Origin of the sequence: Pelagibacterium limicola (assembly GCF_015694405.1) — a bacterium.
In the GTDB taxonomy this organism is placed as follows: Bacteria; Pseudomonadota; Alphaproteobacteria; order Rhizobiales; family Devosiaceae; genus Pelagibacterium; species Pelagibacterium limicola.
This window is the reverse complement of record NZ_JADQDB010000003.1, coordinates 542,616-555,697: the sequence shown is the minus strand read 5'-3', so window position 1 is coordinate 555,697 and position 13,082 is coordinate 542,616. Positions and strand designations below refer to the sequence as shown.

Here is a 13,082-nt window from a genome sequence, read left to right as displayed (position 1 = left end):
AGCAGAGCGAACCGTTGATGCGCTCTGGAACAGAATTGGCAAACTGGTCCAAACCTTCACGCCCAAAGAGTGCGCCAACTACTTCGCAGCCGCTGGATACGATGCAGACTGATAGGATTCCGCCCTAACGCCTAGCCGATTGATCTTTTTGTGGTTTTCCCGCTCCGGGGCAGTGGAAAACTGCCGCTGATTGAATTCTCGATATTTGGGGTGGTCGCTGAAGTGTATTTGATGATCAAAAGTAATATACAAATCAATAATTGGTCTATCCACAATAGACTGTGGATATTGAAATATATGTGTCACACTTATTCCCTAAGGTCTCCTCTCAAGCGCCGCGATTCCCGAAATTCATTCTGGGCACGCGGTAGTTATTGTTCGCCCTGAGGCAACCGGAGGCCACGACAAATGCTTGAGCTCAATCGGGTACGAAAAGTATTCGGCGATAATGCTGCTGTAAAAGGCATCACGCTGCGATTTGAACCCGGCCAGATGGTTGGCGTTATTGGCCGTTCGGGTGCCGGCAAGTCCACCCTCCTTCGGCTGATCAATCGTCTCATCCCCGCGAGCGGTGGCGAGATCCTTTTCGAGGGCAAGCCCGTAACCGGCCTCACGGGCAGCGAACTGAGGGCCTGGCGCGCCCGTTGTGCCATGATCTTCCAACAGTTCAACCTCGTCGGCCGCCTCGATGTGCTCACCAACGTGATGATCGGCCGCATCGGCACAGCAGCGACGCTTCCCGTCATGTTCAAGCATTTTTCGAAGACCGATCGCTCGCTCGCCGCCGCAGCCCTCGAACGGCTCGATCTTCTTCCTCAGGCGCTGCAGCGCGCCGATACATTGTCGGGCGGCCAGCAGCAGCGCGTGGCCATCGCCCGCGCGCTCATCCAGCAGCCTTCGATCATTCTTGCCGACGAACCCATCGCCTCGCTCGACCCGCGCAATGCCCGTCTCGTCATGGACGCCCTGCGCCGGATCAACGAGGAGGACGGCATGACGGTCATTTGCAACCTCCATACGCTCGATGCCGCGCGTGCCTATTGCGACCGCATCGTCGGGATGGCGCATGGCGAGCTCGTCTTCGACGGCAAGCCAGAGGAACTGACCAGCGCCGTCATCGAGCAGATCTACGGCGGCGATGACGAGGAACAGGCCATCGACGAGAAACTGACCTCGACGATTGCGGCCCGCAAGTGGACCCCGCCCGTGCCCGCGAAATTGCAGCCGGCCCAGGCCGCGATCTGAGTTAGCCCGCAATAAATACCTAACCCCCCATAGGAGAAGAGGTCCCATGACCGCTCTGTTTCGCCGCCGCGCCTTCGCGGCGTTCGCCCTCGCCATGTCTTTTGTCAGCCCGGCCCTTGCCGATTGGCGCGAACAATATCCTGAACTCTACCTCGGCATCTCGTCGTCCGAGAACGAGAACGACGCCATTGCCCGCAATCAGGGTTATGCCGCTTACCTCACCGAAAAGCTCGGCGTGCCGGTCAATGTGGTTCGCGGCACCGACTATGCCGCCGTTATCGAAGCCATGCGGGCAGGCAATGTTCACTTCGCATCCATCGGGCCCGCCAACTATGCTCTGGCGCACCGGGTGATGGGAGAGGATGTCGCGCCGGTTGCGGTCAGCCTCGATCTGGAAGGCAACCGCGGCTACTATTCGGTTCTGGCCGTCCGGGCCGACAGCCCCTATCAGTCGCTTGAAGACGTTGCGGGCAAGCCCTTCGCCTTCGCGGATCCCAATTCCGCTTCGGGCTTTGCCATCCCTTCCTATTACCTGCGTGAAACCCTCGGAATGCCGCCTGAAGAATACTTCGGCGAAGTCGCTTTCTCGGGTGGCCATGAACAGTCGGTCATCGCCCTGCTTAATGGCACCTTCGAGGTCGTCGCCACGCACTGGACCAACGAGACGCGCGGCAATATCCAGCGCATGGTCGAAAAAGGGATGATCGAGGAGGGTTCGACCCGGATCATCTGGACGTCGCCGCTGATCCCGTCCTCGCCCGTCGTAATGCGCACCGATCTCCCCCAGGAAGTTCAGGACCTCTTCAAGGAAGCGCTGTTCGCCTTCCCCGATGAAGCGCCGGACGCCTTCAACGAACTTCACTCGAACCAGTCCAGCGGCTACGGCGTGGCAACCCACGAAGACTATATCGATATGGTCGCCATCACCGAATACAACGCCGAACAGCGCCGTTTGCGCGGCAACTGACCGAAAATGACGGGGCGCCCGGACCGGGCGTCCCTTTTCGTTTTTCCGACAGGGGCAAGCCGATGACATCTCCCTCAACTACGCTCGGCGCCGGCGCACGAGATGCGCGCGACCGCCTTTCCCGGTTCGAGGCGCGCTTTCTCGCCGAACGCAGGACGCGCATGGCCTGGACGGCGCTTTATCTGGCGCTGTTCCTTGCCGCGACCATCGGATCGATGGTCGTTTCGGGGTTCAACGTGCAAAAGCTCATGACCGGGCTGCCAAAGGCGTGGAATTACGTCCACGGCACGCTACCCACGCTCACCCTCGAAAACCTTCTGGGCGACCTCCGGACCTGGTATTGGGGCTTCAACTATTGGCTGCGGCTTCTCGTCGAGACCGTGCTGATGGCCTTTGTCGGCACGGCGCTGGGCGGTTTTCTTGCTTTGCTCCTGTGCTTCCCGGCCTCGCGCAATCTGGTCCAGCGTTCGGGCATCTATTTTTCCGCACGCCGTGCGCTCGAATTCTTCCGCACCGTGCCCGAGCTCGTCTTCGCGCTGATTTTCGTCTTCGCCTTCGGGTTGGGGCCGTTCGCGGGCGTGCTGGCCATCGCGGTTCATACCGCGGGGTCGCTGGGCAAGCTCTTTGCCGAGGTCAACGAGAACGTGGACATGCGCCCGCTCGAAGGCGTCTATGCGTCGGGCGGCAACTGGCCGATGGCCATGCGGCTCGCCGTGATGCCGCAGGCGCTACCGAACTATGCCAGCTATGCGCTGCTGCGTTTCGAGATCAACGTGCGCGGTGCCGCCGTTCTGGGTGTCGTCGGAGCGGGCGGGATCGGGCAGGACCTCTACTTTGCCATCCGCCAGTTCGAATACCAGGACATCTCGGCCATCCTGCTCCTGCTCATCGTCACCGTCTCGATCATCGACATGGTTTGCGAAACCATCCGCCACCGTCTGATCGGCGCGGACAATTTCAAGGGACACTGACATGCCCCCGGCACCATCGATCGCCCCCGGCGAAATCGCCCGGCTCGAAAAGCTCCAGCCGACCCTTTTCCGCCGCCCCTGGCCCGAACTCTTTCTGACGTACGGCCTCTGGACAGCTTTTTTCGGCGTCTTGATTTTTGGGCTCTGGTGGATCAACGCCTCTCCCGCGCGCATCTGGGAGGGGCTGGGAAAACTCGGATTTCTCGTCCAGTTCATGTTCCCGCCCTCCGATGGCGGGCATTTCTGGGAATTCGCCTATGCCATCCTCGAGACCGTCGGCATGGCCTTTCTGGGCACGCTGATCGCCGCAATCGTCGCGCTGCCGCTGGGGTTCCTTGGCGCCAAGAACGTCATTCCCAACTGGTTCTTCCATTTCGGCCTGCGCCGGTTCTTCGATGGTTTCCGGGCGGTCGACAGCCTCATCTGGGCGCTGATCTTCGTGGCTGCCGTCGGCATGGGCCCCTTCGCCGGCGTGCTCGCCATCGTCTTTTCCGACATACCGGTCTTTGCAAAGCTCTTTTCCGAATCCATCGAGAACATCGATAACAAGCCCGTCGAGGGCGTCCGCGCCTCGGGCGCGCGCGAGCTTCACACCCTGCGGCTGGGCGTCTTCCCGCAGGTGGTGCCCGTGATGCTGTCGCACGTTCTCTATTTCTTCGAATCCAACGTCCGCTCCGCCACCATCCTCGGCATCGTCGGGGCAGGGGGGATCGGCCTGGCGCTCTCCGACCGCATCCGCATCAACAATTGGGACGAAGCCGCCTTCATCATCATCATGATCCTCGTGACGGTTGCCGTGATCGACAACATCTCCAAGCGCATCCGCATGAAGATCATCCTCGACAAGACGGACAGCAAATGACCCTCAAGATGCTGGGCACCGAGCCTACGATCCACGAGACCGCCAATATCCGCGAGAGCACGCTGGGCCGCTACACCGAAGTCGGCGCCCGCACGATGATCGCTGAAACCGATTTCGGGGACTATTCCTATATCGTCCATGACGGCTCGATCATCTACGCGACCGTCGGCAAGTTCTGCTCGATTGCCGCCTTCGTGCGCATCAATCCCGGCAACCATGCCACCTGGCGCGCCAGCCAGCACCATTACACCTACCGCTCGCGGCAATACGGCTTCGATCTTGGAGACGACGAGGAGTTCTTCGGCTGGCGGCGCGCGCATCGCGTGGCCATAGGCAACGATGTCTGGATCGGGCACGGGGCGGTTATCATGCCCGGCGTCACCATCGGAGACGGCGCCGTGGTGGGCTCTTCCGCGGTGGTCACCAAAGACGTGGAGCCCTACACCATCGTCGCGGGCGTTCCCGCCAAACTCATCAAACGCCGCCATCCTGAAGCGCTGGCCGAAAGGCTGATGGCGCTCAAATGGTGGGATTGGAGTCACGAGAAACTGGGCGAAACCCTGCCCGACATGCGCGCACTTTCCGCCGAGGCGTTCGTGGAAAAATATGGGGCCTGAAACCGTGTGGGGAATTCTTCCGACCGATAACTGAACGAGAAAACGTTTTCCGTTCAATTCGTCCAGTTATAATTTGTCGGACTCCAAATCTGGGTCCAAATGGACCCGACGTGGTGATCAGCAACCCGGTAGAATATGCGGGCTGGATGACGCGGGGATAAGCGGCTTTGGCGCACCTCAGGACGTTTTCGCCCGGTTCTTGCGCAGCTCGGTCACGGACACCCCGCCCACGCCCCAGTTATCGAGGTCGACCTCCTCAATGACGACAAAGGTGGTTGCGGGGTTCTTGTCGAGGACATCGACCAGCAGATCGGTGACCCCCTTGATGATTTTCGCCTTCTGCTCGGCAGTCGCGCCTTCGCGGGTGATCTTGATGTTGACGTAGGGCATGGGACCTCCGGTTCAGGTTTCGGGTACGATCAATCGAAGCGTAGGGAAATAGGTTTGGTATCGTCCCAGGTCGCGAGTAAGCAATGGCAGGTCAGCAACCGCTGCATGAGCGCCAATGAAGAAGTCGGGCAGAACTCCCGTGCGCTTGCCACCGGCGGTCCGGTACTGAGCAAAGGCTTTGGCCGCCAGGAACAGTGCAGGCCGCGGCGTCGGCACCATATCAATGCCCGCATGCGCGATGAAGGCATCGAGGTCCTCAATGCGCTCGTATCTTACCGAGAGCTCGGCATAGACAACGTCATTGATGAGCAACGGCCCGGCGAGACTGGCCGCTTCGAGCTGCATGAGCGACCAATCGACCCAAGCGGGGTCATTGGTAGCGAGATCGAGCAGAACATTGGTGTCGACCAGCGTCACGATTCGCCGCGTGTAAGAGCCATAATGGCGTCGGTATCAAGCCCCGCACCGGCATGGCCGCGCAATTGGGCAAAACGACTGACCGGCCTTTTGCTGTCGTGCGGTACCAGAACAATGCTGCCATCCTTGGCGCGCAAAAAATCGACCTTGCTGCCTGGCTTGATGCCAAGAAGGTCGCGGACGGACTTCGGAATCGTCACTTGGCCTTTGGAGGTCACTGTAGTGGTCATTGCAAAACCTGTAATACCATTATCTGACAAGGTATTACTTCGCGGTGCGAAATTCAATAGCCTCAGCTGATCCGCTTCCCCTCGCGCCAGACGCCCATGATGACGGGCAGGCCGTCAACGAGTCTTACCCGCGAAAAGTCGGCCCGCTTGCCTTCGGCGATGCGGCCGCGGTCGGTGAGGCCAACCATGTCGGCGGGGTTGGCAGAGACCAGATTGACCGCCTTAGGCAGTGATATGGTCTCCTGCAGGCTGAGCTGGAACACCGCCTGCATCAGGCTGGAAGGGACGTAATCGGAGGAAAGCCCGTCGAGAAAACCGCGCTCGGCGAGGTCGATCGCCGAGACATTGCCCGAATGCGAGCCGCCGCGCACCACGTTCGGCGCGCCCATCACCACCTTCATGCCGCGCTTGTGCGCATGGCCGGCTGCGGCCACCGATGTGGGGAATTCGGAAATCTCGATGCCGTGCGACACCGCTTCCTCCACATGCTCGCGGGTCGTGTCGTCATGGCTGGCCATGACGGTACCGTGATGCCGCGCCAGCGCGATGACCGAGCGGCGGTGATATTCGGCGTGGCGCGCCTGGTCGTCCTTGCGCTTTTGGACCATGGCGTCGAATTCCTCGTCGGTCCATTTCTTGTCCCGGTTGAACTGACGCCATTTGGAGAGATCGGCCCATTGCCGCTGGCCGGGCGTGTGGTCCATCAGCGAGACGAGTTTGATGAGCGGGTTGCCGGCAAGCGGATGGTAGATGTCGAGCACGGCGGGGTCGGCCAGCTCGCACCGCATATGCAGCAGATGCTCGGCCCGCAGCACATCGCGGATCTCGGGGTTGGAGACGGTCTCGACGGTGGTTGTGATCATCTGGCGGCGGTTGCTGGCCGCCGAATACTCGCCCACCGAAACCGCGTCGAAAACCGTCGTGATCCCGGCCCCGGCGATCTGTACGTCATGGGAAAGAATGGCAGCAGCCGGCGAGGGCCACATGACGCCGGGGCGCGGCTGGAGATGCTTTTCGAGATTGTCAGTATGGATCTCGACGAAGCCCGGTACAAGATAATCGCCCTCGAAATCGAGCGTGCCGGGAAGCGCGGAGGCACCGGTGTCATATCCGGCGATCCTGCCGTCCTCCACCGACATCGCGCCCTGGATCACCTGATCTTCAAGCACCAGCTTTGCATTCGAAACGACCAAGTCACTCATCTTCCGGCCTCTTTTCCCTTGCGGGACGTATACGATTTTCAAATTCGCTTCACCGGTGACGGAGAAAAGCGATCACGCAACCCTCTCGCCATCCCGCCACGCCTGCCGCAGGATTGGCGTGCCAGCTGAAAGGTTCACGAAAATGATGTCGGCGCGAAGGCCGGGCAGGATTTCGCCGCGATCCTCGAGCCTGGCTGCCCGCGCCGGAGCGCTGGTCGCCATGCTGACGGCTTCGGGCAACGAAATGCCCAGGGCGTCGTCGTCGGCGATGGCGAACACCGCATCGAGCATTGAACGCGGCACATAGTCGGAGGCCAGAATATCGACCAGCCCATGTGACAGCAACTCGCGTACCCCGACATTGCCCGATTGCGAACCGCCGCGCAGATAGTTGGGCGCGCCCGCGACCGCGTGCATCGAGAGCGACCGGGCTTCGCGTGCCGCCTCCATGCTCACCGGGAATTCGGCAATCCTGATGCCCTCCTCATGCGCCTGCCGGACATGTTCGGCGGTCGCATCGTCGTGACTGAGCAGCGGTAGGCCAAAGGAATGCGCCATCGCGATGATCTCGGCGCGGACATCGACGGATTCGGTCTCCAACCTGTCGAGAAGTTCGGTGATTTCCTCCTCGACCTCGGCGTGGGTCTTGCCGCTCGCCGCCATGCGGCGGGCGATATAGTTGCCCATGTCCCGGCTCTGGCGCTTGCCGGGCACGTGCTCCATCACCGAAACCAGGCGCACGAAATCCTTGTCGACATTGGCCTGCGCCTGTCCCGGCGCCTCCGGATCGGTGATCTCACAGCGCAGGTGGACGAGGTGCTCGGCCCGGAATGCCTTGACGTTGCGGGCGGCCTCGATGCCGTCGATCATCGGCTGGAAGATTTCGCGCCGCTCGGGGTTCTTCTCGGTGCCACCAACACATATGGAGTCGAAAACCGTGGTGATCCCCGCACCGATGATCTGCGCGTCATGCGCAAGGACGGCGCGATGAACGTCCCAGCGCACATGCGGGCGCGGCAGGACGTGCTTTTCCAGGTGATCGGTGTGGATGTCGACAAGGCCGGGCAGGATGTAATCGCCCCCGGCATCGATGGCGCCGGGCAGGGCGGTGCCGCCGCTCTCGACGCCCGCGATAAGGCCATCGCGAATGGCAAGCGTGCCCTCGATCACCGCGTCATCGAGAACGATCTTCGCATTGGTGAAGACGATTTCGGCCATCACGCAGCGCTCCGCTGGAAAGCCATGACCTCGAACAACCGGTCGGCAACCGCCTCGCGCACCTCGGCGTCGTGGAAGATGCCGACAATGGCCGTGCCGCGGGCCTTGGCTTCGAGGATCAATTCGATCACCACCTGCCGGTTGGCCGCATCGAGCGAGGCGGTGGGCTCATCGAGCAGGAGCACCGGATAATCGCGGACAAAGCCGCGGGCGATATTGACCCGCTGCTGTTCGCCGCCCGAGAAGGTCGCGGGCGCGATGGACCACAGGCGTTCGGGGATATTGAGGCGGGAAAGCAGGCTCTTGGCCTTTTCCTCTGCCGCCTGGGCAGGCAGGCCGACGAGCTTGGCGGGCTCCGCGACCACTTCGAGCGCGGGCACGCGCGGGATGACGCGCAGGAACTGGCTGACATAGCCGACGGTCTGGCGGCGCACCTCGACGATCTTGTAGGGCTCGGCTTTGGTCAGATCGACCCAGCCGCCCTCATGGGCGACCGAAATCGAACCCGATGTCGGCTTGTAGTTGGCATAGAGCGAGCGCAGCAGGGAGGATTTCCCGGACCCTGAAGGCCCGTGCAGGCAAACGCATTCCCCCGCATTCACGTCGAGCGAGAGATTCTCGAACACGGGGATCACCGTGCCCCCCTGGGTATGGAGAACGAAGTTTTTCGAAAGCTCTGCGACGGAGATCATGATGGTCATTGTGGTGTTCCTTGTTGGGCGCTGCGGCTGACGAGGCACCGCTCGCCCCCACCCCTAACCCCTCCCCTCAAGGGGGAGGGGAATCCGTTCGGCGTTTTTTGGGGCGAATGCTTGCAGGAAGCATGGAGCCAGTCCCCCTCCCCCTTGAGGGGAGGGGTTAGGGGTGGGGGTGAGCCAAGAGCGCCGGCTTGAGCCATGCCACTAAACCTGCAAAACCGAGGAAACGAGCAGTTGGGTGTAGGGATGATGCGGGTCGTCCAAAACCTGATCGGTCAGTCCCGCCTCCACCACTTCGCCGCGCCGCATGACCATCAGCCGGTCGGCCAGCAGCCTGACGACAGCCAGATCGTGGGTCACTATGATGGCCGCGATTCCCAGTTCGCGAACCAGCCCGCGCAACAGGTCGAGCAGGCGGGCCTGCACCGAAACATCGAGACCGCCGGTGGGTTCGTCCATGAAAACCAGACGCGGGTTGGTGACGAGGTTGCGGGCGATCTGGAGACGCTGCTGCATCCCGCCCGAAAACGTCTTCGGCCGGTCATCGATGCGCGTGGTGTCGAGTTCGACCTTGGCGAGCCAGTCAAGCCCTGCGGCGCGGATATCGCCATAATGCCGCGCGCCGATAGCCATCAGGCGTTCCCCGACATTGCCGCCCGCTGAAACCTCCATGCGCAAGCCGTCGCGCGGGTTCTGGTGGACGATGCCCCAATCGGTGCGCATGAGCTTGCGGCGCTCGGGTTCGCTGAGCGTGAAGATGTCGCTCATCCCCCGGTGCTTGAGGTCATATTCAACGGTTCCGGATGTCGGCTGCATCTGGGCGGAGAGAACGTTCAGGAGCGTGGACTTGCCCGAGCCGGATTCGCCCACAATGCCGATCACCTCGCCCGGATAGAGCGTGAAATTGATGTCCCGGCAGCCGGTCACCTCGCCATAGGACTTGGTGAGGTGAGAGACCCGCAAGAGCGGGCGCCGCTCGGCCTTTTCCATTTGCATGACGGCGCTCATTGGGCGGGTTCCTTGTGGGCAAAGGCGAGGGCGGCGGGGTCGGCGCCAAGCGGGCCCGTATGGCCCTTGGCGCGCCGGTCCTCGCAGAAATTGGTGTCCGAGCAGACGAACATCCTGCCGCCCCTGTCATCGAGGATGACCTCATCGAGATAGGAGCTCTTTGCCCCGCACAGCGCGCAGCATTCCTTCCAGGTCTGCACCTTGAACGGGTGATCGTCGAAATCGAGCGACTTGACCTGGGTATAAGGCGGAATGGCATAGATGCGCTTTTCGCGGCCCGCGCCGAACAGCTGGATGGCGGGGTTGTTCTCCATCTTGGGGTTGTCGAACTTGGGGATGGGCGAGGGCGACATCAGGTATCGCCCATTGACCATCACCGGATAGGAATAGGTCGTGGCGATGTGGCCATAGCGCGCGATATCCTCGTAGAGACGGACGCTCATCAGCCCGTATTCGGCATAGCCGTGCATCTTGCGCGTTTCGGTCTCGCGCGGCTCGAGCTTGCGCAGGGGCTCCGGCTGCGGGACCTGATAAACGAGCACCTGGCCCTCGCGCAGGGGAAATTCGGGGATGCGGTGGCGGGTCTGGATGATGTCGGCGTCTTCGGTCGTCTCGGTCGTTTCGACGCCCGCGACGCGTTCAAAGAAACGCCGGATCGAGACGGCATTGGTCGTATCATCCGCGCCCTGGTCGATGACCTTGAGCGTATCATCCGGGCCGATGACCGAGGCCGTCACCTGAACCCCCCCCGTACCCCAGCCATAGGCAAGCGGCATTTCGCGCCCGCCGAACGGCACCTGATAGCCGGGGATGGCGATGGCCTTGAGAATGGTCCGGCGGATCATTCTTTTGGTCTGCTCATCGAGATAGGCGAAATTATAGGCCTCGTCCCACTGGACGGCGGAAACGGCGCTCATTGGGCGGCGTCCTTCTGCTGGCGGTCTTCGTATTCGGCGCGAAGCTGGCGGATGAGGCTCAGTTCGGCCTGGAAGTCGACATAATGCGGGAGTTTCAGATGCGAGACGAAGCCGGCCGCTTCCACGTTGTCGGCGTGGTAAAGGACGAATTCCTCGTCCTGAGCGGGATACTTGGCGACCTCGCCGAACTCGCGGGCCCGCAACGCGCGGTCGACGAGTGCCATGGCCATCGCCTTGCGCTCGTTGTGACCATAGGTCAGGCCATAACCGCGCGTGAACTGCGGCGGACGGTCGGCCGAGCCTTCGAACTGGTTGATCATGTGGCACTCGGTGACCACCATGTCCCCGATATCGATGGCGAAGCCCAGTTCCTCGGGCACGATCTCGACCGCAACCTCGCCCATGCGGATTTCGCCCGCGAACGGGTGATTGCCGCCATAGCCGCGCTGGGTTGAATAGGCGAGCGCGAGCACGAACCCCTCGTCGCCGCGCGCAAGGTTCTGCAGCCGCTGGTCGCGCTCGGCGGGACAGCTCATCGGCTCGCGGGTGAGATCGAAGGCCTCGGGCTGGTCAGGGTCGGGCAGATCGGGCTCGATCAGATCCTCATAGTCGAGCAGGTCCGCAACATGCGGCATCCCATCATCGAGCGCCTCGTCTGCAACCGGAGCTTCCGGCATGCCGACGCCACCTTCGGCGGCCAGCGCGAAATCGAGCAGGCGGTGCGTATAGTCGTATGTCGGCCCGAGCACCTGCCCGCCGGGAATGTCCTTGTAGGCTGCCGAAACGCGGCGCTGGACGAGCATCTTTGCCGTGTCGATGGGCTCGGACATGGCAAAGCGCGGAAGGGTGGTGCGGTAGGCGCGGAGAAGAAAGATGGCTTCCACCAGATCGCCCTGTGCCTGCTTGACCGCGAGCGCGGCAAGCCCGCGATCATAGAGCGAGCCTTCCGCCATGACGCGATCGACCGACAGGCCGAGCTGGTCGGCGATCTGCTCGATGGTGATCTCGGGACGCTCGGAATTGCCGCGACGGGTCTCGGCGATCAGCTTGTGCGAATTGAGGATGGCCTTTTCGCCACCCTTGACGGCCACATACATTTACGCCTCCACATTTATGGTACGTGGCAGGCCAACGAGGCTTTTGCCACAGGTGAAAATGACGTCGATCCCTTGGGGATAGAGTTCCCGGTTGTCCGCCCATTGGGCCCAGAAATCGTCGGGAAGCCCCGCGATCTGGACGCCGATCGACCCGTCGATGCCGGGGCCGGTCCAGCGCGTGCCAGGGCCGTCGGTGAGCGAAGGTACGGCGATGACGAGCGTCGCGGAACGATCCGGATAGCGATCCTCGCCGATGCCGAAATTGTCGAGCCGCGGCAGGCTGGCGGCGTTCACAAGGGCGAAGCGCGCCTCGCCCATCCCCGAAACGACCGGGCAGCCGCAATGAAAACGGAGGTATCCGGCGGCGGGTCCTTCGGCCAGCACGGGTTCGAGCCAGACCGGCGTATCGAAATCGAAGAGCGCCAAGGCGAGCGAGCCTGCGGCGATCCCAAGCGGTTCGGGCGTTGCCAGCGATGTCGGCACGGTCTGCACGCGCCCGGGATAGGACATGGCATCGAGCGTGGCCCGGAACGCCGATTGCGCATCGAAAACCGGATCGGCAAAACCGGGCAGGAGATCGTTTGAAGCGGAAGGGGTCATAGCGGATTGTCTCCCCGGACCATCGTGAAGAATTCGACCTTCGTCGCCGCGGCCTTGCGGCTCTTGAGCGCGCGGGCCTCAGCCTGTTTCCTGGCGAGCGCCGCGACGACGCCGGTTTCCAGCGTCATGCGCCTGTCCGTCTGCATCAGCGCGTCGAACACGGCGGCCAGCTCGGCCTTCTTCATGTCGCGCCCTGCTGCGTAGCTGTGGCCGGTGACGCCTTCGGCGAGGCGTATCGCACAGCGCGTGACGCTCATCTCGCCGAAGTTGAACGGGTTGCCCGTGCCGCCTGAGCGGCCGCGCACCATGACAAGCCCCGTCTCTGGGCGGCGCAGGAATTCGTAGGCCGGAACGGCGTCGAGCCCATCGAGCGCTTTTTGCAGATCGGCGGCACTGGCGCGGGCGAAGATGCCCATCCACCGGGCGCGGGCCGGGTTCGGGTGTTCGTGTTTGGAGGCGTGGGACATGATGTAGACCTATACATCTAAACGTCTAGACGTTTTGGTTTTTGCACTGTATGCTTGGCGTGTCGTCGGGTCAACTTCTGCCGCAACACTGTGACGGGGCTATGACATCGGCGGCAGGAAAACCGGATCCGGCGTTCCTTCCCCCACAATGCTGATCCCAGGCAAGATATCGGATC

16 protein-coding genes and 1 pseudogene are annotated in these 13,082 nt (G+C 62.1%); 6 read left to right on the top strand and 11 right to left on the bottom strand.

The window, feature by feature from the left end:
- The 6 genes and pseudogenes from I2G20_RS08880 to I2G20_RS08855 form a co-directional block, all read left to right on the top strand.
- Window positions 1-112, top strand: a pseudogene (locus I2G20_RS08880) (IS630 family transposase); the annotation flags it as partial.
- A 296-nt stretch (window positions 113-408) separates the two neighbouring features.
- Window positions 409-1,245, top strand: coding sequence for a phosphonate ABC transporter ATP-binding protein (phnC, locus tag I2G20_RS08875; protein ID WP_196259323.1), 837 nt, complete (start codon window positions 409-411; stop codon window positions 1,243-1,245).
- A 46-nt stretch (window positions 1,246-1,291) separates the two neighbouring features.
- On the top strand, window positions 1,292-2,212 hold the full coding sequence (phnD, locus tag I2G20_RS08870; RefSeq protein WP_196259322.1) for a phosphonate ABC transporter substrate-binding protein: 921 nt from the start codon (window positions 1,292-1,294) through the stop codon (window positions 2,210-2,212).
- A gap of 62 nt (window positions 2,213-2,274) precedes the next feature.
- Complete coding sequence (gene phnE, locus I2G20_RS08865) at window positions 2,275-3,183, top strand: phosphonate ABC transporter, permease protein PhnE (protein ID WP_246472946.1); 909 nt, start codon at window positions 2,275-2,277, stop codon at window positions 3,181-3,183.
- A 1-nt stretch (window position 3,184) separates the two neighbouring features.
- A complete protein-coding gene (gene phnE, locus I2G20_RS08860; protein ID WP_196259321.1) occupies window positions 3,185-4,045 on the top strand; it encodes a phosphonate ABC transporter, permease protein PhnE in 861 nt (286 codons plus the stop codon).
- The gene (locus tag I2G20_RS08855; RefSeq protein ID WP_196259320.1) at window positions 4,042-4,662 is read left to right on the top strand and encodes a DapH/DapD/GlmU-related protein; all 621 of its coding nucleotides are present in this window, start codon (window positions 4,042-4,044) and stop codon (window positions 4,660-4,662) included. Before phnE (I2G20_RS08860) ends, I2G20_RS08855 begins: the two co-directional genes overlap by 4 nt.
- Before the next feature lie 177 nt (window positions 4,663-4,839).
- Here I2G20_RS08855 and I2G20_RS08850 read toward each other — a convergent pair whose 3' ends face one another.
- The 11 genes from I2G20_RS08850 to phnG form a co-directional block, all read right to left on the bottom strand.
- The gene (locus I2G20_RS08850; RefSeq protein ID WP_196259319.1) at window positions 4,840-5,052 is read right to left on the bottom strand and encodes a tautomerase family protein; all 213 of its coding nucleotides are present in this window, start codon (window positions 5,050-5,052) and stop codon (window positions 4,840-4,842) included.
- A 12-nt stretch (window positions 5,053-5,064) separates the two neighbouring features.
- Window positions 5,065-5,469: a PIN domain-containing protein gene (locus I2G20_RS08845; protein WP_196259318.1), complete on the bottom strand. Its 405-nt coding sequence runs from the start codon at window positions 5,467-5,469 to the stop codon at window positions 5,065-5,067.
- Window positions 5,466-5,699 (bottom strand): AbrB/MazE/SpoVT family DNA-binding domain-containing protein, encoded by a 234-nt coding sequence (locus I2G20_RS08840; RefSeq protein ID WP_196259359.1) that lies wholly within the window; start codon window positions 5,697-5,699, stop codon window positions 5,466-5,468. Before I2G20_RS08840 ends, I2G20_RS08845 begins: the two co-directional genes overlap by 4 nt.
- Before the next feature lie 62 nt (window positions 5,700-5,761).
- A complete protein-coding gene (locus I2G20_RS08835) occupies window positions 5,762-6,901 on the bottom strand; it encodes an alpha-D-ribose 1-methylphosphonate 5-triphosphate diphosphatase (RefSeq protein ID WP_196259317.1) in 1,140 nt (379 codons plus the stop codon).
- A 72-nt stretch (window positions 6,902-6,973) separates the two neighbouring features.
- Window positions 6,974-8,119, bottom strand: coding sequence for an alpha-D-ribose 1-methylphosphonate 5-triphosphate diphosphatase (locus tag I2G20_RS08830; RefSeq protein WP_196259316.1), 1,146 nt, complete (start codon window positions 8,117-8,119; stop codon window positions 6,974-6,976).
- The gene (phnL, locus tag I2G20_RS08825; RefSeq protein ID WP_196259315.1) at window positions 8,119-8,820 is read right to left on the bottom strand and encodes a phosphonate C-P lyase system protein PhnL; all 702 of its coding nucleotides are present in this window, start codon (window positions 8,818-8,820) and stop codon (window positions 8,119-8,121) included. The genes I2G20_RS08830 and phnL overlap by 1 nt, the downstream gene beginning before the upstream one ends.
- Window positions 8,821-9,021: 201 nt before the next feature.
- On the bottom strand, window positions 9,022-9,825 hold the full coding sequence (phnK, locus tag I2G20_RS08820; RefSeq protein WP_196259314.1) for a phosphonate C-P lyase system protein PhnK: 804 nt from the start codon (window positions 9,823-9,825) through the stop codon (window positions 9,022-9,024).
- Window positions 9,822-10,742 (bottom strand): alpha-D-ribose 1-methylphosphonate 5-phosphate C-P-lyase PhnJ, encoded by a 921-nt coding sequence (locus I2G20_RS08815; RefSeq protein ID WP_196259313.1) that lies wholly within the window; start codon window positions 10,740-10,742, stop codon window positions 9,822-9,824. The genes phnK and I2G20_RS08815 overlap by 4 nt, the downstream gene beginning before the upstream one ends.
- Complete coding sequence (locus I2G20_RS08810) at window positions 10,739-11,839, bottom strand: carbon-phosphorus lyase complex subunit (RefSeq protein ID WP_196259312.1); 1,101 nt, start codon at window positions 11,837-11,839, stop codon at window positions 10,739-10,741. Before I2G20_RS08810 ends, I2G20_RS08815 begins: the two co-directional genes overlap by 4 nt.
- Window positions 11,840-12,439: a phosphonate C-P lyase system protein PhnH gene (gene phnH / locus I2G20_RS08805; RefSeq protein WP_196259311.1), complete on the bottom strand. Its 600-nt coding sequence runs from the start codon at window positions 12,437-12,439 to the stop codon at window positions 11,840-11,842.
- Window positions 12,436-12,906: a phosphonate C-P lyase system protein PhnG gene (gene phnG, locus I2G20_RS08800; protein WP_196259310.1), complete on the bottom strand. Its 471-nt coding sequence runs from the start codon at window positions 12,904-12,906 to the stop codon at window positions 12,436-12,438. Before phnG ends, phnH begins: the two co-directional genes overlap by 4 nt.
- Window positions 12,907-13,082: the final 176 nt, after the last annotated feature.